The sequence below is a fragment of the Paraburkholderia sp. RL17-368-BIF-A genome (assembly GCF_046054045.1).
Taxonomy (GTDB): domain Bacteria; phylum Pseudomonadota; class Gammaproteobacteria; order Burkholderiales; family Burkholderiaceae; genus Paraburkholderia; species Paraburkholderia graminis.
Genome location: NZ_JARESN010000005.1, coordinates 77,354 through 99,667, shown reverse-complemented (window position 1 = coordinate 99,667; position 22,314 = coordinate 77,354). Strand labels below are relative to the sequence as shown.

The window sequence follows — 22,314 nt, the reverse complement described above, 5'->3', positions numbered from 1 at the left end:
ACTGCGGCGTCCGTCACTCATATAGTGAGCGTGGCGCTAACCGAATCCTTCGTATCGAGCAGAACATACTTCGCATGAACATCATCGAACCTGGTATCCGCAATCTCGCCACCGCCAAGGACATCCTCCTGACGCCCTACGGTCTCGACGAATCGCTGCTCACCCGCACGCTCGCCGAGATCTTCACGCATCGTGTCGATTACGCGGACCTGTACTTCCAGGCCACGCGCAGCGAAGCGTGGAGCCTCGAGGAAGGCATCGTGAAGTCGGGCAGCTTCAGCATCGACCAGGGCGTCGGCGTGCGCGCCGTGTCGGGCGACCGCACGGCTTTCGCCTATTCGGACGATCTGTCGCCCGAGGCGATCCGCCAGGCGGCGATCGCCACGCGCGCCATCGCCAAGGCGGGCGGCGGCAAGCAGAAGATCAAGGTGGCGTCGTCGCTGACAGGCATCGCCGGGCGCGATCTGTATCTGCCCGCCGACCCGCTGCATTCGCTCGACGCCACCGCCAAGGTCAAGCTGCTCGAGCGCATCGAACACATGGCGCGCGGCCGCGACCGGCGCATCCAGCAAGTGATGGCGGGCCTCGCAGGCGAATACGACGTCGTGCTGGTCGCGCGCAGCGACGGCGGCTTCGCGGCCGACATCCGGCCGCTCGTGCGCGTCTCGGTCACAGTGATCGCCGAGCAGAACGGCCGCCGCGAAATCGGCAGCGGCGGCGGCGGCGGCCGTTTCGACTACAGCTATTTCACCGACGAAGTGCTGTCGCGTTACGTCGACGACGCCGTGCACGCGGCGCTCGTGAATCTCGAAGCGCGCCCCGCTCCGGCCGGCGCGATGACGGTCGTGCTCGGGCCGGGCTGGCCGGGCGTGCTGCTGCACGAGGCGATCGGCCACGGGCTCGAGGGCGACTTCAACCGCAAGGGCTCGTCCGCATTCGCGGGACGCATCGGCGAGCAGGTCGCGGCGAAGGGCGTGACCGTTGTCGACGACGGCACGCTGCCGAATCGCCGCGGCTCGCTCAATATCGACGACGAAGGCAATCCGACGCAGTGCACGACGCTGATCGAGGACGGCATTCTCAAGGGTTACATTCAGGACACGCTCAACGCGCGCCTGATGAAGATGCCGGTCACGGGCAACGCGCGTCGTGAATCGTATGCCGCGCTGCCGATGCCGCGCATGACGAACACGTACATGCTCAACGGCGACAAGGACCCGCAGGAAATCATTCAGTCGGTGAAGAACGGCTTGTATGCGGTGAACTTCGGCGGCGGCCAGGTCGACATCACCAACGGCAAGTTCGTGTTCTCGGCGTCCGAGGCGTACATGATCGAGGACGGCAAGATCACGTATCCGGTCAAGGGCGCGACGCTGATCGGCAGCGGCCCGGAATCGCTCAAATACGTCAGCATGATCGGCAACGACATGAAGCTGGATTCGGGCGTCGGCGTGTGCGGCAAGGAAGGCCAAAGCGTGCCGGTGGGCGTCGGCCAGCCGACGCTGCGCATCGACCGGATGACGGTGGGCGGCACGGCCTGACGAGGCTCCGGCCGCACGATTCATGCGTGGAAACGCTCGATCGTGCGGCTTTTCCGCATTTTTAGACCGCATAGCTTGCCAGCCGAGCTTCCCCGGGTTATAAAGTCAATCACCCTTTTTTGACCAGCGACTCCATTTCGCCATGTCCGCCAAGTTTTACTTTTACTTTTTTTGGTATCTCAGACCGCTGGCGGATCGAGAGGGGTGTTAGTGCACGCAGAACACCGAGAATTCCCGAAAAACCGCCAGCGAGTCTGGCGGTTTTTTTTCGCCTTCAGTCTTTGCTCATTCAGCCTTTGAACACTTTGCCTTGCACGCGCCGCCCGCGTGAACACGCTACGAACCGATTCAGGAGAACAACATGCCCCCGCACAACACCGACGATGTCCGCATTCGAGAATTGAAAGAGCTCACGCCCCCGGCGCACCTGATCCGCGAATTTGCCTGCGACGAAGCGGTCTCCGACCTTATCTACAGTTCGCGCACCGCCATGCATCGGATCCTGCATGGCATGGACGACCGCCTGATCGTGATCGTCGGACCGTGCTCGATTCACGACACCAAAGCGGCAATGGAATACGCGGGGCGTCTCGTCGAACAGCGCAAGCGCTTTGCGGGCGAACTCGAAGTCGTGATGCGCGTGTATTTCGAAAAGCCGCGCACGACGGTGGGCTGGAAAGGGCTCATCAACGACCCGCACATGGACAACAGCTTCAAGATCAACGAAGGTTTGCGCACCGCGCGCGAGCTGCTGTTGCGCATCAACGAACTGGGTCTGCCGGCCGGCACCGAATACCTCGACATGATCAGCCCGCAATACATCGCCGATCTGATCTCGTGGGGCGCGATCGGCGCGCGGACCACCGAGTCGCAGGTGCACCGCGAACTCGCGTCGGGCCTGTCGTGCCCGGTCGGCTTCAAGAACGGCACGGACGGCAACGTCAAGATCGCCGTCGACGCAATCAAGGCCGCGTCGCAGCCGCACCATTTCCTGTCGGTCACGAAGGGCGGGCACTCGGCGATCGTATCGACGGCGGGCAATGAGGACTGCCACATCATCCTGCGCGGCGGCAAGACGCCGAACTACGATGCTGCGAGCGTGAACGCGGCGTGCTCGGACATCGGCAAGGCCGGACTCGCGGCGCGCCTGATGATCGACGCAAGCCACGCGAACAGCTCGAAGAAGCACGAGAACCAGATTCCGGTGTGCGCGGACATCGGCCGGCAGATTGCTTCGGGCGACGAACGAATTGTCGGCGTGATGGTGGAGTCGCATCTGGTGGCGGGCCGCCAGGACTTGCAGGAAGGCTGCGCGCTCACGTACGGTCAGAGCATCACCGATGCATGCATTGGCTGGGACGAAAGCGTCGCCGTGCTGGAAGGTCTCGCCGACGCGGTCAAGCAGCGGCGCGTGGCGCGCGGAAGCGGCAACTGATTTTTTGTTTTGTGGTTTTACCGTTTGACCGCATCGCAAGAATGCGGTTTGCAGCGTTAAGAAACCCGGCTCGTGCAGTTCACAGCCGGGTTTTTTTATTTCGTTGGCCGAACGGACGAATGGTGGAGATGCCGCCGTCTATGTACCGTAGCAGTTCATCGCCAGGTCGCGAATGACTTGACCAGGCGGGAATTTGCGTATAATATTTTGTACGTCGAAGGCGGTTATGACGCTGGAAAAAGAAGTTCGCTGGCTAGGCTCCAGCTATCGCGATTTGCTCGCCTTTCCAGAAGAGGCACGTCGGCAAGCCGGGTTTCAGATCGGCAAGATCCAGGCGGGTCTCGACCCTGACGACTGGAAACCGTTCGACTCGGTGGGTCCTGGAACGCGCGAAATTCGCATCCGGGAAGAGAACGGCATTTATCGCGTGATGTACGTCACGAAGTTTGCAGAAGCGCTTTACGTGCTTCATTGCATGCAGAAGAAAACCCAGAAGCTCGCGCCGCACGACAAACTGATTGCCGAAACGCGGTATCGCGCCATCATTAACGATAGGAAACCTTAACAAATGACGATCGACACCAAAATTCGTCACGTGACAAAGCCCGGCGCAAACGTGTTTCTCGAACTCGGCTTTTCCGCCGACGAGGCGAAGCGTCTGCACGCGGCGTCGCAAAAGCAGATCAACGACACGAGGCTGCTCAAGGAGCAGCTCATGACGGAATTGTCCACGTGGATCGAGCAGCATCATCTGAAGCAGGCGGAGGCCGCTGAAATTCTCATGGTCTCGCGCCCGCGGGTATCGGACGTGGTGAACAAGAAAACCACCAAGTTCACCATCGACACGCTCGTCGAAATGTTGAGCCGGATTGGCAAGCCGGTCACGATGGCGGTGGGATAGCGCGCGAGGGTGGCGGATTCGCGCAGCTAGCTGCTGGCAGCGAGCGCGCGCGCTTTGCCTGACCTGCTACATCGACCGGCTTACTCGACCGCGCCTGAACCGAACACTTCCGTGTGAATGCACGCCGGCTCCACGCCCAATGCAACCAGCGCGTCGCGCTGCGCGCGCATGAAGGGCACCGGGCCGCAAATGTAGTAGTCGGCATCCAGCGCGATGACGCGATCCGCGATTTTTGTCACGTCGAGACGGCCTTCGAAATCGTAATCGATGCCGTGCCGGTCGCTTGCATCAACGGCTTCGTAGAACACGACACGCTTCACGTTCGCATGCGACGCAGCGGTTTCGTCGAGCCACTCGCGGAACGCATGCACGCGGCCGTTGCGGCATGCGTGAACGAAAGTGACGCTCCGCTCGCTGCCGTCGGCGAGCAATGTCGACAGCATGGACGTCATCGGTGTGACGCCCACGCCGCCGCTCATCAGCACGACCGGCGTGGTCTTCTTGCGATCGAGCGTGAAGTCGCCCATCGGCGCGCTCACGTGCACGATCGTGCCCTCCTCCACGCCCGCGTGCAGCAGGTTCGACACGTGACCCGGCGCGGCGTCCTCGCGGCCGTCTTCACGCTTGACCGAAATGCGCAGCCACTTGCCATGCGGCGCATCCGACAAGCTGTACTGCCGCGGCTGGTCGACGCCCAGCTTGTCGACAAAGCGCGTGACGCTCACGTATTGGCCGGGTTCGAACTCACAGGCTGCGGTGCCGTCGGCGGGCGTCAGATAGAAGGACGTGATCTCGTCGCTCTCCACCTGCTTGCGCGCCACCTTGAACGGGCGGAAGCCGCTCCACGCCGCACCCTCGTACAGCTTCGCCTCGGTGCCGACGAAAATGTTCGCGAGTTGGCCATACGCGACCTGCCATGCGTCGAGCGTCGGCTGATCGACCGCGTCGCCGAGTACGTCGACGATCGCACCCAGCAGATGGCGGCCGACAATCGGATAGTGCTCGGGCCGAATGTTCAGGCTCGCGTGCTTGTTGGCGATTCGCGAGACGGCCGGGCCGAGCGCGCCGAGATTGTCGATGTTGGCCGCGTACGCGTACACGGCGCGGGCGAGCGTCTCGGGCTGATTGCCGCTTTGCTGATGCGTCTGGTTGAAGAGATTCTTCAGTTCCGGGTGATGCGCGAACATGCGCTTGTAGAAATGCTTGGTGATGGTCGTACCATGTTCGGCGAGCACGGGAACCGTGGCTTTGACGCGGGCAATCTGGTCGGCGGTAAGGGCGGTCATTTGTACTTCTCCTTAAAGATGCGCATACGATACATCTTATAGAGCGCCCTCGCCCAGACAGATTGTCGCAGGCTGAATTGCCCTGGCGTTGATGCCTACAGAATCGCGTCTGCTGCCTAGCCGTGACCGCGGTCGTGCTGCCAGAGGACGTCGGTGCCGCCGTCAGCGCGATTGAGCACGCGAGCGAGCACGAAGAGCAAATCCGACAGGCGGTTCACATACTGGCGCGGTGCCGCGTTGATCGTCTCTTCTTCGCCGAGCGCGACAATCGCCCGTTCGGCGCGGCGGCAAACCGTGCGGCAGACGTGAGCAAGCGACGCCGCCCGCGAGCCGGCCGGCAGGATGAACTCCTTGAGCGGCGGCAATGCGGCGTTGTAGTCGGCGAGCCAGCCGTCGAGTTGTGCGAGGTGGCGGTCGGCGATCATCGTGTGGCCAGGAATGCAGAGCTCGCCGCCGAGGTCGAACAGGTCGTGCTGGATCGCCACCAATGCCGCGCGCACGTTCTCGGGCAGGTTTTCGCACAGCAGCACGCCGAGATTGGAGTTGAGTTCGTCGACGTCGCCGATTGCCTCGATGCGGGCGCTGCTCTTGCGTACGCGCCGGCCGTCGCCGAGGCCGGTGGTGCCGTCGTCGCCGGTGCGGGTGGCGATTTTGGTTAGGCGGTTACCCATGGTGATCCTCTGGTTGGTCGGTCGGGATGCGGGTGGTGTGGCGGAGTCGCTGATGCCTCGGCCGATACGTTGGCCTGTGGGTGTTGATCATGCTTGGCGGCGGCTGGGTTAGTCGCGGCGCAGCTATCGCATCGGACATATTGCGCGCATCGGGCGGCCGTGGCCATTATAGGAGCGAGGTCCGGGCCGCAGTGATCGTCGGCGGCCTGCAAGGACTCGAGCCGGCCTGCAAACGATCGGCGTAAAATGAAACGGTTGCTGCAGAATCGCTTCGGCTGACAATGATTGATAACCGTGGTCGATGGACTGGGGTAAGCGCTGAGGTGCCAAACTCGGGTTGCCCGCTAGCATGGGACTGGAGTAAGCGCTGAAGCGCTAACTTGGATCGACCGCTAGCATGGGACTGGACTAAGCGCTGAAGCGCTAACTCCAGTCGACCGCTAGCATGGGACTGGACTAAGCGCTGAAGCGCTAACTCCAGTCGACCGCTAGCATGGGACTGGACTAAGCGCTGAAGCGCTAACTCCAGTCGACCGCTAGCATGGGACTGGAGTAAGCGCTGAAGCGCTAACTCCAGTCGACCGCTAGCATGGGACTGGAGTAAGCGCTGAAGCGCTAACTCCAGTCGACACAGGAGACATGCGTGAATTATGGTGTTCCGCCGGCCGCGCTGCGCCGGCCATTTCCCCCCGAATTGCTAAACGCCCTCACCGACGCCTTCGGCGAACGTGTGTCGGTCGCCCAGGCCGTGCGCGAACATCATGGCCGCGATGAATCGCCGTTCGACCCGCAATTGCCCGACGCCGTCGTGTTCGCGCGCAACACCGAAGACGTGCAAACCATCGTCAAGCTCTGCGGCCAGTACAACGTGCCGATCATTCCGTACGGCAACGGCTCGTCGCTCGAAGGACATCTGCTCGCCGTGCAAGGCGGCGTGTCCATCGATCTGTCGGAAATGAACCGCGTCCTGTCGATCAACGCCGAAGATCTGACGGTCACCGTCGAGCCCGGCATCTCGCGCAAACAGCTCAACGAGGCGCTGCGCGACACCGGCCTCTTTTTTCCGATCGATCCAGGCGCGGACGCCAGCATCGGCGGCATGTCGGCCACGCGCGCGTCCGGCACGAACGCGGTGCGCTACGGCACGATGCGCGAGAACGTGCTCGGCCTGACCGTCGTGCTCGCCGATGGCCGCGTCATCAAAACCGGCACGCGAGCACGCAAGTCGTCCGCGGGTTACGACCTCACGCGTCTTTTCGTCGGCTCGGAAGGCACGCTCGGCGTCATCACCGAAATCACCGTGCGCCTTTATCCGCAGCCGGAAGCGGTTTCCGCGGCCGTCTGCGCATTTCCGTCGATGGGCGATGCAGTGCGCGCCGTCATCGAAACGATTCAGATGGGCGTGCCGATCGCCCGCGTCGAATTCGTCGACGCGCTCGCGATCCGCTCGATTAACCGGCATTCGAATCTGACGCTGCGCGAGGCGCCCACGTTGTTCTTCGAGTTCCACGGCACCGAGGCCGGCGTGAAGGAACAAGCCGAACTCGTGCAGGAACTGGCCGCGCAGAACGGCGGCGAAGGTTTCGAATGGGCGACGCGGCCGGAAGACCGCAGCCGTCTGTGGAACGCGCGTCACAACGCCTATTTCGCGATGCTGCAATTAAAGCCGGGGTGCCGCGCCGTCACGACCGACGTCTGCGTGCCGATCTCGCGCCTCGCCGAATGCGTCGTCGAAACAGAGCAGGACCTGAAGACGTCGCCGCTGCCCTGCCCGATCGTCGGCCATGTCGGTGACGGAAATTTCCACGTCGCAATCCTGATCGATCCGAACAAGCCGGAGGAACTGGTCGAGGCCGAACGTCTGAATCATCGCATCGTGCAGCGCGCGTTACGCATGGACGGCACGTGCACCGGCGAGCACGGCGTCGGTCTGCACAAGATGAATTTTCTGCTTGAGGAACACGGCGATGTCGCGATCGACACGATGCGCTCCATCAAGCACGCACTCGATCCGCACAATCTGATGAACCCCGGCAAGATTTTTAGCTGGGCGGCTTAACGCGTCGGCAGACACACAGGCGAGCGCAAGCCAGCGCAATTCAGGCGCAATATGAGTAGTAGCACCGGTAGCAACGGTAGCAAACGCGGCATGAGCGCGGACCACCCCGCCGGCCGCAACAGTCGCCGCAATACAAGCGCGCGGGAAGCGCCCGGAAGTGCCTGAAAGCGCGCGCGGCGAAAGACAAGAGGAGACGACGCACATGAACGCACCCGCCGAACTGTCGGCAGAAGTTCTCGCCCAGCGCCAGCGCGAAGTCGTGCAGGCGCTGATGGCGGTCCTGCCGAACCACTGTCTGCTCTATCGCGACGAAGATACGGTCGCCTACGACTGCGACGGCCTCGCCGCATATCGTCGGCTGCCGCTTGCCGTCGCGTTGCCGGAGACCGAGTCGCAAGTCCAGCGCATCGTGCAGATCTGCCATCGCCTTGGCGTGCCGATCGTGCCGCGCGGCGCGGGAACCGGCCTGTCCGGCGGCGCGATGCCGATTCGTCACGGCGTCGTCGTGTCGCTCGCGCGCTTCAAAAAGATCATCGAAGTCGACTCGTACGCGCGGACCGCCACGGTGCAGCCCGGCGTGCGCAATCTGTCGATCTCCGAAGCCGCCGCGCCGTACGGCTTGTACTACGCGCCGGACCCGTCGTCGCAGATTGCCTGCACGATCGGCGGCAACGTCTCCGAAAATTCGGGCGGCGTGCATTGCCTCAAGTACGGCCTCACCGTGCACAACGTGCTGCGCGTGCGCGCGGTGACGATGGAAGGCGAGATCGTCGAATTCGGTTCGCTCGGACCCGACGCGCCGGGGCTCGATCTGCTCGCGGTGCTGATCGGCAGCGAAGGCATGTTCGCGATCGTCACCGAAGTCACCGTCAAGCTGATTCCGAAACCGCAAACGGCGCAGGTCATCATGGCCAGTTTCGACGACGTGGTGAAAGGCGGCGACGCGGTCGCCGGCATCATCGCCGCGGGCATCATTCCGGCGGGCCTCGAGATGATGGACAAACCCGCCACGCGCGCCGTCGAAGAATTCGTCCACGCGGGCTACGACCTCGACGCGGCGGCGATTCTGCTATGCGAATCCGACGGCACGCCGGAAGAAGTCGCCGACGAAATCGTGCGCATGACGGCGGTGCTGCGCGAGCACGGCGCAACGCGCATCGCGATCTCGCGCACGGAAAACGAGCGGCTGCGCTTCTGGTCCGGCCGCAAGAACGCGTTTCCGGCCGCCGGCCGCATCTCGCCGGATTACTACTGCATGGACGGCACCGTGCCGCGCCGCAGTATCGGGCCGCTGCTGTCGCGCATCGAGGAGATGGAGAAGAAGTACCGGCTGCGCTGCATCAACGTGTTTCATGCGGGCGACGGCAACATGCATCCGCTGATTCTCTTCAACGGCAACGACAAGGACGAGTGGCACCGCGCGGAAGCGTTTGGCTCCGATATTCTCGAAGCGTGCGTCGAACTGGGCGGCACGGTGACGGGCGAGCATGGCGTCGGCATCGAGAAAATCAATTCGATGTGCGTGCAGTTCTCGCCCGAGGAGCGCGATGCGTTTCACGCGGTCAAACGGGCCTTCGATCCGCCCGGCCTGCTGAACCCGGACAAGGGCATCCCCACTCGCGCGCGCTGCGCCGAATACGGCAAGATGCACGTGCGCGGCGGTCTGCTGCCGCATCCCGAGTTGCCGCGCTTCTAGCATCCACGCATCGCGCATAGCCCGTCGCGGCGGGGTTTCGCGTCATGTCACCCTGATTACCCGATAGGGGTCCGCTCCGGGTTGTCAGCGCGGCCCCGCCCGGTACAATCGTTCGAAACATAACGAAGCAGGGCATCATGGAAGAGGACGACATCGTCGCCATGTGGTCGGAGCGCGTGCGTTCCGCCAGCGCCGAGGGACGCGCGTTACGCGTGCGCGGCGGCGGCACGAAAGACTGGTACGGTCAGACGCTGGAAGGCGAGATCCTCGACACGCGCGCTTATCGCGGCATCGTCGCGTACGACCCGGCGGAGCTGGTCATCACCGCCCGCGCCGGCACGCCGCTCGTCGAGATCGAAGCGGCGCTCGCCGAACACAATCAGATGCTTGCGTTCGAGCCGCCGCACTTCGGGCCGCAGGCCACCTTCGGCGGCTGCGTGGCCGCGGGCATTGCGGGTCCACGCCGCCCGTCGGCCGGCGCGGCGCGCGACTTCGTGCTCGGCGCGGTCATCATGAACGGCCAGGGGCAAACGCTGCACTTCGGCGGCCAGGTCGTGAAAAACGTCGCCGGCTACGACGTCTCGCGCTTGATGGCGGGCTCGCTCGGCACGCTCGGGCTGATCCTCGAATTGTCGGTGAAGGTGCTGCCGCAGCCGCAGGCCGAAGCCACGCTCAAGTTCGACATGAACGGCACCGACGCCGTGCGCAAGCTCAACGAATGGGGCGGCCGGCCGTTGCCGATCACCGCAAGCGCCTGGCGCCACGGCACGCTCGCCGTGCGTCTCGCGGGCGCGGAGAGCGCGGTTAAATCGGCGCGCTCGTCGCTGGGCGGCGAAGTCGTCGATGCGGTGGAAGCCGAACGCTTCTGGGCCGGCCTGCGCGAGCAGACCGACTCGTTCTTCGCCGCGATTCCGCCGAAGGCCGCGCTCTGGCGGCTCGCGTTGCCGTCCATCACCGAGCCGCTGCAACTGCCCGGCGCGCAACTGATGGAATGGGGCGGCGCGCAGCGCTGGTGGATCACGGACACCGACGCGCAAACGGTGCGCATCAGCGCGAAGCAGGCCGGCGGCCACGCGACGATCTTCCGCACCGGCCTCGGCTACGACCGCGGCGCGGGCGTCTTCACACCGCTGCCCGCGCCGCTGATGAAAATCCATCGCGGCCTCAAAACCGCTTTCGACCCGGCCCGCATTTTCAATCGCGGCCGTCTCTACCCCGACTTCTGAGCGCGCGATGCAAACCAATCTCGCGGACTTCATTCGCAATACGCCCGACGGCGACGAAGCCGACGCCATTCTGCGCAACTGCGTGCACTGCGGCTTCTGCACGGCCACGTGCCCGACCTATCAACTGCTCGGCGATGAACTCGACGGCCCGCGCGGCCGCATCTATCTGATCAAGCAAATGGTGGAAGGCGCGGAGGTGACGCGCAGCACGCAGGTTCACCTCGACCGCTGCCTGACGTGCCGCAATTGCGAAACCACCTGCCCGTCCGGCGTGCAGTACGGCAAGCTGGTCGAAATCGGCCGCAAGATCACCGAGGAAAAAGTGACGCGCCCGCTCGGCCAGCGTCTCACGCGCCGGCTGCTCGCGAGCTTCGTGCCGAACAGCGCGCTGTTCACGCCGACCATGCGCGTCGGCCAGCATTTTCGCGCGCTGTTGCCAAGAAAACTGCGCGACAAGGTGCCCGCGCGGCAGCGTCCGCTAACATGGCCGAGCGCGACGCATGCACGCAAGATGCTGATGCTGGCCGGCTGCGTGCAACCGTCGATGATGCCCAACGTGAACACCGCCACCGCGCGCGTGCTCGATGCGCTCGGCATCGAAACCGTGGTCGCGCCCGACGCCGGCTGCTGCGGCGCGATCCGGCTGCACCTCGGCTACAACGACGAAGCGCTCGACGACATGCGCGCCAACATCGACGCATGGTGGCCGCATGTCGAACAGGGCGTCGAGGCGATCGTGATGAACGCGTCGGGTTGCGGCGCGACGGTGAAGGAATACGCGCACCTGCTGCGCGACGATCCGGAGTATGCGGAAAAAGCGCGCCGCATCGTCGAATTGACGCGCGACATCGCCGAAATTCTGCCGGATTTCGAGGAAGAGCTCGTGGCCGTCACGCGCCGCCGCGCGATCCATACGGTCGCGTTTCATCCGCCGTGCACGTTGCAGCACGGGCAAAAAGTGCGCGGCACGGTCGAACATCTGCTGACGAGGCTCGGCCTGGAAGTGCGACTGCCGGCCGACAGTCACCTGTGCTGCGGCTCCGCAGGCACCTATTCGCTGACGCAGCCGAAGCTCTCGTATGCGTTGCGCGATCAGAAGCTCGAGCGGCTGCATGCGCAGGAACCGCAGGTGATCGTATCGGCGAACGTGGGCTGTATTTCACATCTGCAAAGCGGCACGTCGACGCCGGTTGCGCACTGGATCGAACTGGTCGAGCACATGCTGTCCGTATAATCGGGGCATCGACTTTATCGACCCATCGACCTTTGGTCCGCTCCGGTTCGTTCCATGCCCGATCTGATTCATAACCTCGAAGCGGTGCAGCAACGCATCGCCCTCGCCGCGCACGTGGCGGGACGCGACGCGCGTTCCATCGCGTTGCTTGCCGTCTCCAAGACCTTTCCCGCCGAAGACGTACGCGCGGCCCATGCCGCCGGTCAACGCGCATTCGGCGAAAACTACGTGCAGGAAGCGCTCACGAAAATCGAAGTGCTCGCCGATTTGCGCAGCACGCTCGAATGGCATTTCATCGGCCCGTTGCAGTCGAACAAGACGCGGCCGGTGGCCGAACAGTTCGACTGGGTGCATTCGGTGGATCGCCTGAAGATCGCGCAACGGCTTTCTGAGCAGCGGCCGGAAACGCTGCCGCCGCTGAACGTGTGCTTGCAGGTCAACATTAGCGGCGAGGCGTCGAAAAGCGGCGTCGGCTTCGACGAAGCCGTGCAGGTCGCGAAAGACATCGCCGCGCTGCCGCGGCTCAGGTTGCGCGGCCTGATGGCGATACCCGAGCCGGCCGGCAGTATCGACGACCAACGCGTGCCGCATCGCCGCTTGCGCGAACTGTTCGAGCGTCTTGTCGGCGAGGGGCTCGAACTCGATACGTTATCGATGGGTATGTCGAGCGACCTCGAGGCCGCCGTGCTCGAAGGCGCGACCATTGTGCGCGTGGGCACGGCCATCTTCGGCGCGCGCGATTATTCGCACTAGCGTTGCGATTAACGTTGCATTAACGGGCGCACACGCGGTTTCACAAGCTCCATCCAACCTTCGCGGAACATCATGAAAATTGCTTTTATCGGCGGCGGCAACATGGCTGCGGCGTTGATCGGCGGCCTTATCAAGCGCGGTGTCGCGCCCGCCGATCTCTACGCGATCGATCCCAACGAAGACGCGCGCAAGCGCAATGAAGCGCAGTTCGGCATCAAGACCGGAGCGGCCGCGGACGCCGCGCTCGGCACCTATGACGCCGTCGTACTCGCGGTGAAGCCGCAGATCCTGAAGAGCGTCGCCGAAGCGCTCGCGCCGCATCTGAAGGCGTCGCAACTCGCGATCAGCATCGTCGCCGGCATTCGCATGGATGACATGTCGCGCTGGCTCAACGGCCATACGCGCATCGTGCGGGTCATGCCGAACACGCCGGCGTTAATCGGCATGGGCGTCGCCGGCTTGACCGCGACCGCGAGCGTCGACGATGCGGGCCGCACGCTCGCATCGCAGGTGCTGGGCGCGGTGGGCGAAACGGTATGGTTCGACGACGAAGCGAAGATCGACGCCGTCACCGCGATTTCGGGCAGCGGGCCGGCCTACGTCTTTTACTTCATCGAAGCATTGCAGGAAGCCGCGCGCCAACTCGGCATGGACGAAGCACAAGGCCGCGCGCTCGCCGTCGCGACTTTCACGGGCGCCGCGCAACTGGCCGCGAATTCCGACGAGCCGCCGGCCGTGTTGCGTGAGCGCGTGACGTCGAAAGGCGGCACCACCGCCGCGGCGCTTGCATCGTTCGACGCGAGCGGCATCAAGGAAGCCATCGTGCGCGGCGCGCTGGCCGCCGATGCGCGCGCGAAAGAAATGGGCGATGAGTTCGGCAAGCAGTGAGCGGTTATTGCCCGCTGAAACGTGACAAGCCGTGAGGCGCGGTGTCTTTACTCAACAAAGCCCGCGCTTACCGCAACGATCGGCCTCGCGGCATCAACGCCGCGCTAAAAACTAAAACGAAGCCACCGCATAATGCGCGGCAATGCCGACGAACAAGGCGCCGCCGAGCCAGTTGTTGTGCAGGAACGCCTTGAAGCACGGCATCCGCTCGCGGTGGCGGATCAGCGTGTAGTGATAGATCGCGCAGCCCGCCGCAGCCGCCCAGCCCAACCAGTACAGCACGCCAAAGCCGAGCATCACGCCGATGCCGACGTAGATGCCGAGCGTGGCCGCATAGCAGAGCATGATCGCCGCCACGTCGAAGCGGCCGAACGTGAGCGCCGACGTGCGAATGCCGATCCGGATGTCGTCGTCGCGATCGACCATCGCATATTCGGTGTCGTACGCGACGGACCAGAACACGTTGGCGAGCAGCATGACCCACGCGAGCATCGGCACCTGATTCTGCACGGCCGCGAACGCCATCGGAATGCCGAAGCCGAACGCAATGCCGAGATACGCCTGCGGGATCGCAAAGAAACGCTTCGTGAACGGATACGAGCCCGCGACGAACAGCGCCGCCACCGACAATTCCTTCGTCAGCGTGTTCAGCGGCAGAATCAGCAGAAAGGCCAGCAACGACAGCCCGGCCGCGAGCGCGACCGCTTCCCACGCCTTGATCTTGCCGGACGTGATCGGACGATTCTCGGTGCGCTTCACATAACGGTCGAAATCGCGATCCGCGTAGTCATTGATGGCGCAGCCCGCCGAGCGCATCAATATCGTGCCCACCGCGAAGATGACGAGGAGCGGCCAGGACGGATGACCGTCGGTCGCGATCCACAGCGCGTTGAGCGTCGGCCACAGCAGCAGCAGACTGCCGATAGGCTTGTCCATGCGCACGAGGCGCAGATACAGGGGAAGTCGGGCGAACATGGCGGACTCGTTGAATGCAGGCGAAGTGCGAGGACGGTGCCGTTATTTTACGGGATGCGGAAGGCGTGGCGCGTCGGTGCGAACTGCTACCGACGAAAGCAGATGGCAATGGCGACCCCGCCACAGCGTTCTCAAAAGCGGCGCGCAAAAAACAAAGCCTCCCGCGAAGGGAGGCTTTGCATCGTGCCACGTTACATCCGGCCATTCGGCTTCTGCGAAACGAACGCGAACAGCAACCGCAACCGACTCAAGCCATCAAGCCAGCATCGAGCGCAGCATCCACGCGGTCTTTTCATGCGTTTGCATGCGCTGCGTCAGCAGGTCGGCGGTCGGCTCGTCGTTGGCGGCTTCCGTCGACGGGAAAATCGCGCGCGCGGTGCGCACCACGGCTTCCTGCCCTTCCACCAGCTGACGGATCATCTCTTCAGCGGCAGGCACGCCGTCCGCTTCGGGAATCGACGACAGCTTCGCAAAATCTTTATAGCTGCCCGGCGCATGCACGCCCAGCGCGCGAATCCGTTCAGCGATCGAATCGACGGCCAGCGCCAGTTCGTTGTATTGCGTTTCGAACATCAGATGCAGCGTGTTGAACATCGGACCCGTCACATTCCAGTGGAAGTTGTGGGTCTTCAGGTACAGCGTGTAGGTGTCCGCGAGCAGACGCGACAGACCTTCCGCGATCTTCTTGCGGTCCTTGTCGCTGATCCCGATATTGACGTGCTGTACAGCTTCTTTTTTGGCCATGATGACTCCTTCGAGAGTGATACGAACCGGTGACGAAGTAACGCGTGCGAGCGGCCTGCCGGCAGCAGGCCCGGCAAAAACGAGCGTTCGACAGTTTATCTTAGAACGGCGAAATGTTCGTGTGAGGTGTCGCCGCTACGCCGCGCCGCTCAGCCGCCAAACGCGTGTTGCAGCATTTGCGCCGCGATCACCGCGAATCCGCTCGTCACGATGGCGAAGCCCACGGCTCTGCGCAAGTTGAGCGTCTGCTGCTGTTGCGCGCGATGCATGGCCGGCGATCTGCCGGCGGTGGCTTTCATCAACTCGATCATGAGCGTGCTCCCTGTTCGTATCGATACTCGCGGGGCACACGCGCAAGCAACATGCACGCGCGCCCCGCTTTACACACTGCGTTACTTCTTGCCTTCCGCGAGTTCGGCCATCGCGGCGATCACGCCTTCGGCATAAGCGGGATCGATGCGGCGGAAATGCTCGACCGCACGCGCGACGATGTCCTGCGGCACACCGTTGATATGCCGCGCGATGTTGCCGAACAAACGTTGGCGCTGCGCTGCATCGAAGAGCGCGAACAGCATGCCCGGCTGCGTGTAGTAGTCGTCATCCGCGCGATGGTCATAGCGGTCCACCGCACCCGCGGCGAGCGCCGGCTCCAACGCATTCGCATCCTGAGCGAAGTCGCCGAAGCGATTCGGCTCATAGTTCACGTTGCCACCCAGGTTGCCGTCCGTGCGCATCGCGCCGTCGCGATGGAACGAATGCGGGTTCGCAACGCGCGACGCGTTCACCGGAATCTGATGGTGATTGATGCCGAGGCGATAGCGCTGCGTGTCGCCATACGAGAACAAACGGCCTTGCAACAAACGGTCCGGCGAGAAGCCGATGCCGGGCACCACGTTGGCCGGCGTGAACGCAGCCTGTTCCACGTCCGCGAAATAGTTGGCCGCGTTGCGGTTCAACTCGATCGTGCCGACGTCGATCAGCGGATAGTCTTTCTGCGACCACACTTTCGTGATGTCGAACGGATTGAAGCGATACGCCGCGGCTTCCGCCTCCGGCATCACCTGAATCGCAAAGCGCCACTTCGGGAAATTGCCTTCGTCGATGCTGCCAATCAGATCGCGCTGCGCGCTTTCGCGGTCTTGCGCGACGACTTGCGACGCTTCGGCATCGGTGAAATTTTCAATGCCTTGCTGGGACTTGAAGTGGAATTTGACCCAGAAACGCTCGTTGTTCGCGTTGATGAACGAATACGTGTGCGAGCCAAAGCCGTGCATCTGACGATAGTTCTTCGGAATGCCGCGATCGCTCATCAGGATCGTGACCTGATGCATGGACTCCGGATGGCGCGTCCAGAAATCCCACGCGGCAATGTTGTTGCGCAGGTTCGTGTACGGATCGCGCTTTTGCGTGTGAATGAAGTCCGGAAATTTCAGCGGATCGCGGATGAAAAACACCGGCGTGTTGTTGCCCACCACGTCCCAGTTGCCTTCGTCCGTATAGAACTTGATCGAGAAGCCGCGCACGTCGCGCTCGGCGTCGGCCGCGCCGCGCTCGCCCGCCACCGTCGAAAAGCGCATGAACAACGGCGTTTCCTTGCCGACTTGCGCGAACACTTTCGCCTTCGTGTAGCGCGAGATGTCGTGCGTGACCTTCAGCGTGCCGAATGCACCGGAGCCTTTCGCGTGAACGCGGCGCTCGGGAATCACCTCGCGATCGAAGTGCGCGAGCTTTTCGAGCAGCCATACGTCTTGCAGGACGACCGGGCCGCGCACGCCGGCCGTCATCGAATTCTGGTTATCGGCGACGGGCGCGCCGGCGGCATTGGTGAGCTTCTGTTCGGACATGCGGGACTCCTGGATGGTTTTCGTTCAAAACGGATTGGGGGGAGAAGCGCGGCAAGGCAATGCCGAAAGCTTAGACGAACAATTAGCGGACTACGCGGACAAAGCGCGGTCGACCAGCAACGAAAACGCGGCCGTGCGCATGCCGAGCATGGCCGCCGCCAAGCCGGCATTGGCGCTGGCCGGTTCAGCGGCGAAGGTCTGAGTTTGCGGCACGTTCGATTGCGTCATGATGTCCTCCGGGTTTTTGTCATCGGGCGATGTATGAGGAAGACTATATCAAGACTATCGAAATAGTGTGTTTTATAAATTTAATCTATGCCATAGGCGCAAGGCGGGCGCGAGTTGGGCCCCGCCTGCGGCTGCTGTTGCTGTTGCTTCCGCGCTCAACGCGCGTCAGTTCACCGCGACCGGCAAATCCAGCTTCTTCACGCCCGGCAGGTCGCAGGCGTTGATGGCGTCGCAGATCGCGTCGATGGCGGGCATCCGCGTAAAACTTTTGCGCCACGCGAGCACGACGCGGCGATCGGGCACCGGCTCGCCGAACGCGACATAGGACAGCAGGCCCGAGTCGATGCCGCCCGCGTGCGGCTTCACCTCATGCACCGACATGCGCGGCAGCACGGTAATGCCGACGCCGCTCGCCACCATATGGCGGATCGTTTCCAGCGACGACCCCTCGAACGTTTTCTGGATGCCGTCGGCGTTCTGCGAGAAACGCATCAGCTCCGGACACACGCCGAGCACGTGGTCACGGAAGCAGTGACCGCTGCCGAGCAGCAGCATGGTTTCCTGCTTGAGATCGTCGGCGTCGATTTTCGGACGGTTTTCCCACGCGTGACCGGACGGCAGCGCGACGACAAACGGCTCGTCGTAGAGCGGACGCAGCATCAAGCCCGTTTCCGGGAACGGCAGCGCCATGATCGCGACGTCGATCTCGCCCTGCTTCAGCAGTTCGATCAGCTTGAGCGTGTAGTTTTCCTGCAGCATCAACGGCATTTGCGGCACGCGCTTGATCATCTGCTTGACGAGCGTGGGCAGCAGGTACGGCCCGATCGTATAGATCACGCCAAGGCGCAGCGGCCCGACAAGCGGATCTTTGCCCTGCTTGGCGATTTCCTTGATGGCGAGCGTCTGTTCCAGCACCCGCTGAGCTTGCGTGACGATCTGCTCGCCGATCGGCGTGACACTGACTTCGCTCGTGCCGCGCTCGAAAATCTGCACGTTGAGCTCGTCTTCGAGCTTCTTGATGGCCACAGACAACGTCGGCTGGCTGACGAAACACGCTTCGGCGGCCCGGCCAAAGTGCCGCTCGCGGGCAACGGCGACGATGTACTTCAATTCGGTGAGCGTCATTGGGGGACCAATCAGTGCGGTGGATTCGATAGGTTCTAGTTATACACCCATAGGGTCGGTTCGCCAACCGGGTTCGCCGGTTTTCAATATCGGCGAAATACGCCATGCCGCGGCGCCGCCAACAGCAGCGTGTTCAAGCCTTCAGATACTGTTCGCGCGCGCCGAGCCAGCGCGCCAGATGCTGGGCGACCACTTCCGGATATTGCTCGAGCAGCGCCGCGGCCGCCTCGCGCGCGGGCTCGATCAGCCATTGATCGTTTTGCAGGTCGGCGAACCGCAGCATCGCCGCGCCCGATTGCCGCGCGCCGAGAAACTCGCCGGGGCCGCGAATCTCCAGATCGCGGCGCGCGATTTCGAAGCCGTCGGTCGTCTCCCGCATGGTTTGCAGGCGCGCGCGGGCGGTCATCGACAGCGGGCCGGTGTAGAGCAGCACGCACACCGACGCCGCGCTGCCGCGCCCCACGCGTCCGCGCAACTGGTGCAATTGCGCGAGGCCGAAGCGCTCGGCGTGCTCGATCACCATCAGCGACGCGTTCGGCACGTCGACGCCCACTTCGATCACCGTGGTCGCGACCAGCAATTGCACTTCGTTGCGCGTAAAGGCGTCCATCACCGCGGCTTTTTCAGCCGGCGCGAGACGCCCGTGCACGAGGCCCACCTTCAATTCGGGCAACGCCGCGACGAGGGTTTCGTATGTCTCGACGGCGGTCTGCAATTGCAGCGTCTCGCTTTCCTCGATCAGCGGACACACCCAGTAGACCTGCCGCCCGGTGAGCGCCGCTTCGCGCACGCGGCCGATCACTTCTTCGCGGCGCGCGTCGGACACGAGCTTGGTGAGAATCGGCGTGCGTCCGGGCGGCAATTCGTCGATGGTCGAGACGTCGAGATCCGCGTAATACGTCATGGCGAGCGTGCGCGGAATCGGCGTGGCCGACATCATCAGCTGATGCGGCTGGAAATCGCGCGCGCCGTCGGCGGCGTTCTGCGCCTTCGCGCGCAACGCGAGCCGCTGCGCGACGCCGAAGCGATGCTGTTCGTCGACGATCACGAGCCCGAGCCGCGCGAACTCCACCGTGTCCTGAATGATCGCGTGCGTGCCGATCACGAGTTGCGCGGTGCCGAGCGCGGCCGCTTCGATGGCCGCGCGCTTTTCCTTCGCCTTCAGACTGCCCGCGAGCCACGCGACGCTCACGCCGAGCGGCTCGAGCCAGCCGCGCAGCTTGCGCGCGTGCTGCTCCGCGAGGATTTCGGTGGGCGCCATCAGCGCGGCCTGATAACCGGCGTCGATTGCCTGCGCGGCCGCGAGCGCGGCGACAATCGTCTTGCCGCTGCCGACGTCGCCTTGCAAGAGCCGCTGCATCGGATGCGGCTGCGTGAGGTCGAGCGCAATCTCGCCGCCGACGCGCTCCTGCGCCTTCGTCAGCGAAAACGGCAGCGCTTTGAGCAAACGCGCGACCAGCGCGGATTCGTCGCCGAGCTTGCGGCGCGGCATGGCCGGCGCGGCGCGCGTGCGGCGCTCGTCGTGCGCGCGCTTGAGCGACATCTGCTGCGCGAGCAGTTCCTCGAACTTGATGCGCACCCACGCCGGATGCGTGCCGTCGATCAACGCCGTTTCGTCCGATTGCGCGTCCGGATGATGCAGCGTGCGCACCGCGTCCATCAGCGAGGGCACGCCAAGCGGCTGCAACCATTGACGCGCGACGGCCTCGGGCAACAGTTCGGGCAGCGACGTGCGCGACAACGCGTTGTCGATGGACTTGCGCAAATACGCCTGCGTCACGCCCGCGGTGCTCGGATAAACCGGCGTGAGCGCTTGCGGCAGCGGCGTGTCTTCATCGACGACGCGCACGGCCGGATGCACCATCTCCATGCCGAAAAAGCCGCCGCGCACGTCGCCGCGCACGCGCAGCCGTGCGCCGATCGCCATCTGCTTGACCTGCGAGCCGTAGAAATTGAGAAAACGCAGCACGAGTTCGTCGCCGGCGTCGTCGCGCAGTTTGACGAGCAACTGGCGGCGCGGCCGATAGGCGATCTCGTTGTCGAACACGACGCCCTCGGTTTGCGCGATGCCGCCCGGCAGCAGATGGCCGATCGGCGTGAGGGAGGTTTCGTCCTCGTAGCGCATCGGCAGATGCAGCACGAGGTCGATGTCGCGCGTGAGGCCTAGCTTGGCGAGTTTGTCGACGGGCTTGTCGGCAGCTTTGGCTGCGGGCCTGGCTGCCGATTTGGCTGCCGATTTGTCGGCGGCTTTGGCAGAGCCCGTTCGCGCCGTCCGTTTGCCTTGCGCCGCCGCGCCGCCGCGCGCGACGCCGGGTGCCGGCTCGGCGCTCGCATCATCGGTAGCGGAAGGCAATCGGCGGTCGGACAAAGGCATGGGCTGCTTCGCAAGTACAATATCGGCTGTCAAAAGTATCGAAGGCCGCGCGGCTGTTCGCGGGCTGCGCAAGCGCGCGGGCTCGCGGGCCGCCGCGGCGTCCCGCAATCATAGCCGCCCGGCTCAGGCTTCGGCTCAATTCAGTTTCCATTCGCTTCCAGTCGTTCGCATGTTTACGCTTTCCGATTTCGATTTCGATCTGCCGCCCGAGCTGATCGCGCAAGTCGCGCTGCCCGAGCGCAGCGCTAGCCGGCTGCTTCAGGTGGACAACGCGGCCGACGCCGATCGCGCCGCGCGCCTCATCGACCGCCGCTTCGCCGAATTGCCCGACTGCATTGCGCCCGGCGATCTGCTGGTCTTCAACGATACCAAAGTCCTGAAGGCGCGCTTCCTCGGCCAGAAGGCCAGTGGCGGCAAGATCGAGGTGCTGGTCGAACGCCTGACCGGCGAGCGCACGGCGCTCGCGCAAATCCGCGCGAGCAAGAGCCCGCAGCCGGGCACCACGATCCGTCTTGCCGATGCGTTCGACGTCACCGTCGGCGAGCGCGTCGAGCCGTTCTACACGCTGCATTTTCCCGCCGACTGCCTGACGCTGATCGAGCAGTTCGGGCGGCTGCCGCTGCCGCCGTACATCGAGCACGACCCCGACTCGATCGACGAAGCCCGTTATCAAACCGTCTACGCACAAAATCCCGGCGCGGTCGCGGCGCCCACGGCGGGCCTGCATTTCGACGACGCGCTGTTCGCGCGGCTCGACGCGCACGGCGTGGAGCGCGCGACGCTGACGCTGCACGTCGGCGCGGGCACGTTCCAGCCGGTGCGCGTCGAGAATCTCGCCGAGCACAAGATGCATAGCGAGTGGTATCACCTGCCGCAATCGCTCGCCGACAAGATCGCCGCGGCCAAAGCGCGCGGCAATCGCGTGATCGCGGTGGGCACGACGTCGATGCGCGCGCTCGAAGCCGCCGCGCGCGACGCCGAAGCCACCGGCCGCCCGCTTGCCGCGACGAGCACGGAAACCGATATTTTCATCACGCCGGGCTACCGCTTCCGCGTGGTCGACCGGCTGGTGACGAATTTTCATTTGCCGAAGTCGACGTTGCTGATGCTGGTGTCGGCGTTCGCCGGCGTGGAGACGATCCGCGCCGCTTATCGTCATGCAATCGAACAGCGCTATCGTTTTTTCAGCTACGGCGACGCGATGCTTCTGACGCGGCGCGACGGTTGAGCTAACCCGGCGCTTCTTGCTTTCGTCGTTCCCTGAAGCCGCTGCGAACACTCGCGGCGGCGTTTTCTTATCGCGCCGGACTGTTTTCCGGTAGCACAGGAGTCAT

Annotated in this window: 20 protein-coding genes; 11 read left to right on the top strand and 9 right to left on the bottom strand. The window is 63.8% G+C overall.

Annotated features, from left to right (window positions below):
- Nucleotides 1-74 precede the first annotated feature (74 nt).
- The 4 genes from tldD (at nucleotide 75) to P0D87_RS10940 (ending at nucleotide 3,877) form a co-directional block, all read left to right on the top strand.
- A complete protein-coding gene (gene tldD / locus P0D87_RS10955) occupies nucleotides 75-1,541 on the top strand; it encodes a metalloprotease TldD (RefSeq protein WP_006047893.1) in 1,467 nt (488 codons plus the stop codon).
- Nucleotides 1,542-1,902: 361 nt separating this feature from the next.
- Entirely contained in the window at nucleotides 1,903-2,976 is a 1,074-nt protein-coding gene (aroG, locus tag P0D87_RS10950; protein ID WP_006047894.1) for a 3-deoxy-7-phosphoheptulonate synthase AroG, read from the top strand.
- Nucleotides 2,977-3,202: 226 nt separating this feature from the next.
- Nucleotides 3,203-3,541, top strand: coding sequence for a type II toxin-antitoxin system RelE/ParE family toxin (locus P0D87_RS10945; RefSeq protein ID WP_053857531.1), 339 nt, complete (start codon nucleotides 3,203-3,205; stop codon nucleotides 3,539-3,541).
- 3 nt (nucleotides 3,542-3,544) lie between these two features.
- On the top strand, nucleotides 3,545-3,877 hold the full coding sequence (locus tag P0D87_RS10940) for a helix-turn-helix domain-containing protein (RefSeq protein ID WP_006047896.1): 333 nt from the start codon (nucleotides 3,545-3,547) through the stop codon (nucleotides 3,875-3,877).
- An 80-nt stretch (nucleotides 3,878-3,957) separates the two neighbouring features.
- Here P0D87_RS10940 and hmpA read toward each other — a convergent pair whose 3' ends face one another.
- Nucleotides 3,958-5,163: an NO-inducible flavohemoprotein gene (hmpA, locus tag P0D87_RS10935; RefSeq protein ID WP_053857530.1), complete on the bottom strand. Its 1,206-nt coding sequence runs from the start codon at nucleotides 5,161-5,163 to the stop codon at nucleotides 3,958-3,960.
- Nucleotides 5,164-5,279: 116 nt separating this feature from the next.
- The gene (locus P0D87_RS10930) at nucleotides 5,280-5,834 is read right to left on the bottom strand and encodes a cob(I)yrinic acid a,c-diamide adenosyltransferase (protein WP_053857529.1); all 555 of its coding nucleotides are present in this window, start codon (nucleotides 5,832-5,834) and stop codon (nucleotides 5,280-5,282) included.
- Nucleotides 5,835-6,477: 643 nt separating this feature from the next.
- Between P0D87_RS10930 and P0D87_RS10925 the strand changes: the two genes are divergently transcribed.
- The 6 genes from P0D87_RS10925 (at nucleotide 6,478) to proC (ending at nucleotide 13,690) form a co-directional block, all read left to right on the top strand.
- Nucleotides 6,478-7,893, top strand: a complete 1,416-nt coding sequence (locus tag P0D87_RS10925) for an FAD-linked oxidase C-terminal domain-containing protein (protein WP_053857528.1) — start codon at nucleotides 6,478-6,480, stop codon at nucleotides 7,891-7,893.
- Between the two features lie 202 nt (nucleotides 7,894-8,095).
- Entirely contained in the window at nucleotides 8,096-9,589 is a 1,494-nt protein-coding gene (locus tag P0D87_RS10920) for an FAD-linked oxidase C-terminal domain-containing protein (RefSeq protein WP_006047900.1), read from the top strand.
- A gap of 137 nt (nucleotides 9,590-9,726) precedes the next feature.
- The gene (gene glcE, locus P0D87_RS10915; RefSeq protein WP_006047901.1) at nucleotides 9,727-10,815 is read left to right on the top strand and encodes a glycolate oxidase subunit GlcE; all 1,089 of its coding nucleotides are present in this window, start codon (nucleotides 9,727-9,729) and stop codon (nucleotides 10,813-10,815) included.
- A 7-nt stretch (nucleotides 10,816-10,822) separates the two neighbouring features.
- A complete protein-coding gene (gene glcF, locus P0D87_RS10910; RefSeq protein ID WP_053857527.1) occupies nucleotides 10,823-12,049 on the top strand; it encodes a glycolate oxidase subunit GlcF in 1,227 nt (408 codons plus the stop codon).
- A 54-nt stretch (nucleotides 12,050-12,103) separates the two neighbouring features.
- The gene (locus P0D87_RS10905) at nucleotides 12,104-12,802 is read left to right on the top strand and encodes a YggS family pyridoxal phosphate-dependent enzyme (protein ID WP_053857526.1); all 699 of its coding nucleotides are present in this window, start codon (nucleotides 12,104-12,106) and stop codon (nucleotides 12,800-12,802) included.
- A gap of 72 nt (nucleotides 12,803-12,874) precedes the next feature.
- Nucleotides 12,875-13,690, top strand: a complete 816-nt coding sequence (gene proC, locus P0D87_RS10900; RefSeq protein WP_029970440.1) for a pyrroline-5-carboxylate reductase — start codon at nucleotides 12,875-12,877, stop codon at nucleotides 13,688-13,690.
- A gap of 111 nt (nucleotides 13,691-13,801) precedes the next feature.
- Here the strand turns inward: proC and ubiA are convergent, their stop codons facing one another.
- The 7 genes from ubiA to recG all read right to left on the bottom strand — a co-directional run bounded on the left by ubiA (nucleotide 13,802) and on the right by recG (nucleotide 20,980).
- Entirely contained in the window at nucleotides 13,802-14,665 is an 864-nt protein-coding gene (gene ubiA, locus P0D87_RS10895; RefSeq protein ID WP_053857525.1) for a 4-hydroxybenzoate octaprenyltransferase, read from the bottom strand.
- Nucleotides 14,666-14,920: 255 nt separating this feature from the next.
- Nucleotides 14,921-15,409, bottom strand: coding sequence for a Dps family protein (locus P0D87_RS10890; protein WP_006047907.1), 489 nt, complete (start codon nucleotides 15,407-15,409; stop codon nucleotides 14,921-14,923).
- A gap of 149 nt (nucleotides 15,410-15,558) precedes the next feature.
- Complete coding sequence (locus P0D87_RS10885) at nucleotides 15,559-15,720, bottom strand: hypothetical protein (protein ID WP_165919808.1); 162 nt, start codon at nucleotides 15,718-15,720, stop codon at nucleotides 15,559-15,561.
- A gap of 81 nt (nucleotides 15,721-15,801) precedes the next feature.
- Nucleotides 15,802-17,253, bottom strand: a complete 1,452-nt coding sequence (locus tag P0D87_RS10880) for a catalase (protein WP_006047909.1) — start codon at nucleotides 17,251-17,253, stop codon at nucleotides 15,802-15,804.
- 90 nt (nucleotides 17,254-17,343) lie between these two features.
- Entirely contained in the window at nucleotides 17,344-17,481 is a 138-nt protein-coding gene (locus P0D87_RS10875) for a hypothetical protein (RefSeq protein WP_006047910.1), read from the bottom strand.
- 165 nt (nucleotides 17,482-17,646) lie between these two features.
- The gene (locus P0D87_RS10870) at nucleotides 17,647-18,606 is read right to left on the bottom strand and encodes a LysR substrate-binding domain-containing protein (protein WP_006047911.1); all 960 of its coding nucleotides are present in this window, start codon (nucleotides 18,604-18,606) and stop codon (nucleotides 17,647-17,649) included.
- 133 nt (nucleotides 18,607-18,739) lie between these two features.
- Nucleotides 18,740-20,980, bottom strand: a complete 2,241-nt coding sequence (gene recG, locus P0D87_RS10865) for an ATP-dependent DNA helicase RecG (protein WP_053857524.1) — start codon at nucleotides 20,978-20,980, stop codon at nucleotides 18,740-18,742.
- A gap of 169 nt (nucleotides 20,981-21,149) precedes the next feature.
- Here recG and queA point away from each other — a divergent pair, with 169 nt between their 5' ends.
- Nucleotides 21,150-22,208, top strand: a complete 1,059-nt coding sequence (gene queA / locus P0D87_RS10860) for a tRNA preQ1(34) S-adenosylmethionine ribosyltransferase-isomerase QueA (RefSeq protein ID WP_053858952.1) — start codon at nucleotides 21,150-21,152, stop codon at nucleotides 22,206-22,208.
- Nucleotides 22,209-22,314: the final 106 nt, after the last annotated feature.

Coding starts and splice junctions, on each gene's coding strand:
- tldD (WP_006047893.1), top strand. CDS start 75: ATGAACATCATCGAACCTGGTATCCGCAATCTCGCCACCGCCAAGGAC.
- aroG (WP_006047894.1), top strand. CDS start 1,903: ATGCCCCCGCACAACACCGACGATGTCCGCATTCGAGAATTGAAAGAG.
- P0D87_RS10945 (WP_053857531.1), top strand. CDS start 3,203: ATGACGCTGGAAAAAGAAGTTCGCTGGCTAGGCTCCAGCTATCGCGAT.
- P0D87_RS10940 (WP_006047896.1), top strand. CDS start 3,545: ATGACGATCGACACCAAAATTCGTCACGTGACAAAGCCCGGCGCAAAC.
- hmpA (WP_053857530.1), bottom strand. CDS start 5,163: ATGACCGCCCTTACCGCCGACCAGATTGCCCGCGTCAAAGCCACGGTT.
- P0D87_RS10930 (WP_053857529.1), bottom strand. CDS start 5,834: ATGGGTAACCGCCTAACCAAAATCGCCACCCGCACCGGCGACGACGGC.
- P0D87_RS10920 (WP_006047900.1), top strand. CDS start 8,096: ATGAACGCACCCGCCGAACTGTCGGCAGAAGTTCTCGCCCAGCGCCAG.
- glcE (WP_006047901.1), top strand. CDS start 9,727: ATGGAAGAGGACGACATCGTCGCCATGTGGTCGGAGCGCGTGCGTTCC.
- glcF (WP_053857527.1), top strand. CDS start 10,823: ATGCAAACCAATCTCGCGGACTTCATTCGCAATACGCCCGACGGCGAC.
- P0D87_RS10905 (WP_053857526.1), top strand. CDS start 12,104: ATGCCCGATCTGATTCATAACCTCGAAGCGGTGCAGCAACGCATCGCC.
- proC (WP_029970440.1), top strand. CDS start 12,875: ATGAAAATTGCTTTTATCGGCGGCGGCAACATGGCTGCGGCGTTGATC.
- ubiA (WP_053857525.1), bottom strand. CDS start 14,665: ATGTTCGCCCGACTTCCCCTGTATCTGCGCCTCGTGCGCATGGACAAG.
- P0D87_RS10890 (WP_006047907.1), bottom strand. CDS start 15,409: ATGGCCAAAAAAGAAGCTGTACAGCACGTCAATATCGGGATCAGCGAC.
- P0D87_RS10885 (WP_165919808.1), bottom strand. CDS start 15,720: ATGATCGAGTTGATGAAAGCCACCGCCGGCAGATCGCCGGCCATGCAT.
- P0D87_RS10880 (WP_006047909.1), bottom strand. CDS start 17,253: ATGTCCGAACAGAAGCTCACCAATGCCGCCGGCGCGCCCGTCGCCGAT.
- P0D87_RS10875 (WP_006047910.1), bottom strand. CDS start 17,481: ATGACGCAATCGAACGTGCCGCAAACTCAGACCTTCGCCGCTGAACCG.
- P0D87_RS10870 (WP_006047911.1), bottom strand. CDS start 18,606: ATGACGCTCACCGAATTGAAGTACATCGTCGCCGTTGCCCGCGAGCGG.
- recG (WP_053857524.1), bottom strand. CDS start 20,980: ATGCCTTTGTCCGACCGCCGATTGCCTTCCGCTACCGATGATGCGAGC.
- queA (WP_053858952.1), top strand. CDS start 21,150: ATGTTTACGCTTTCCGATTTCGATTTCGATCTGCCGCCCGAGCTGATC.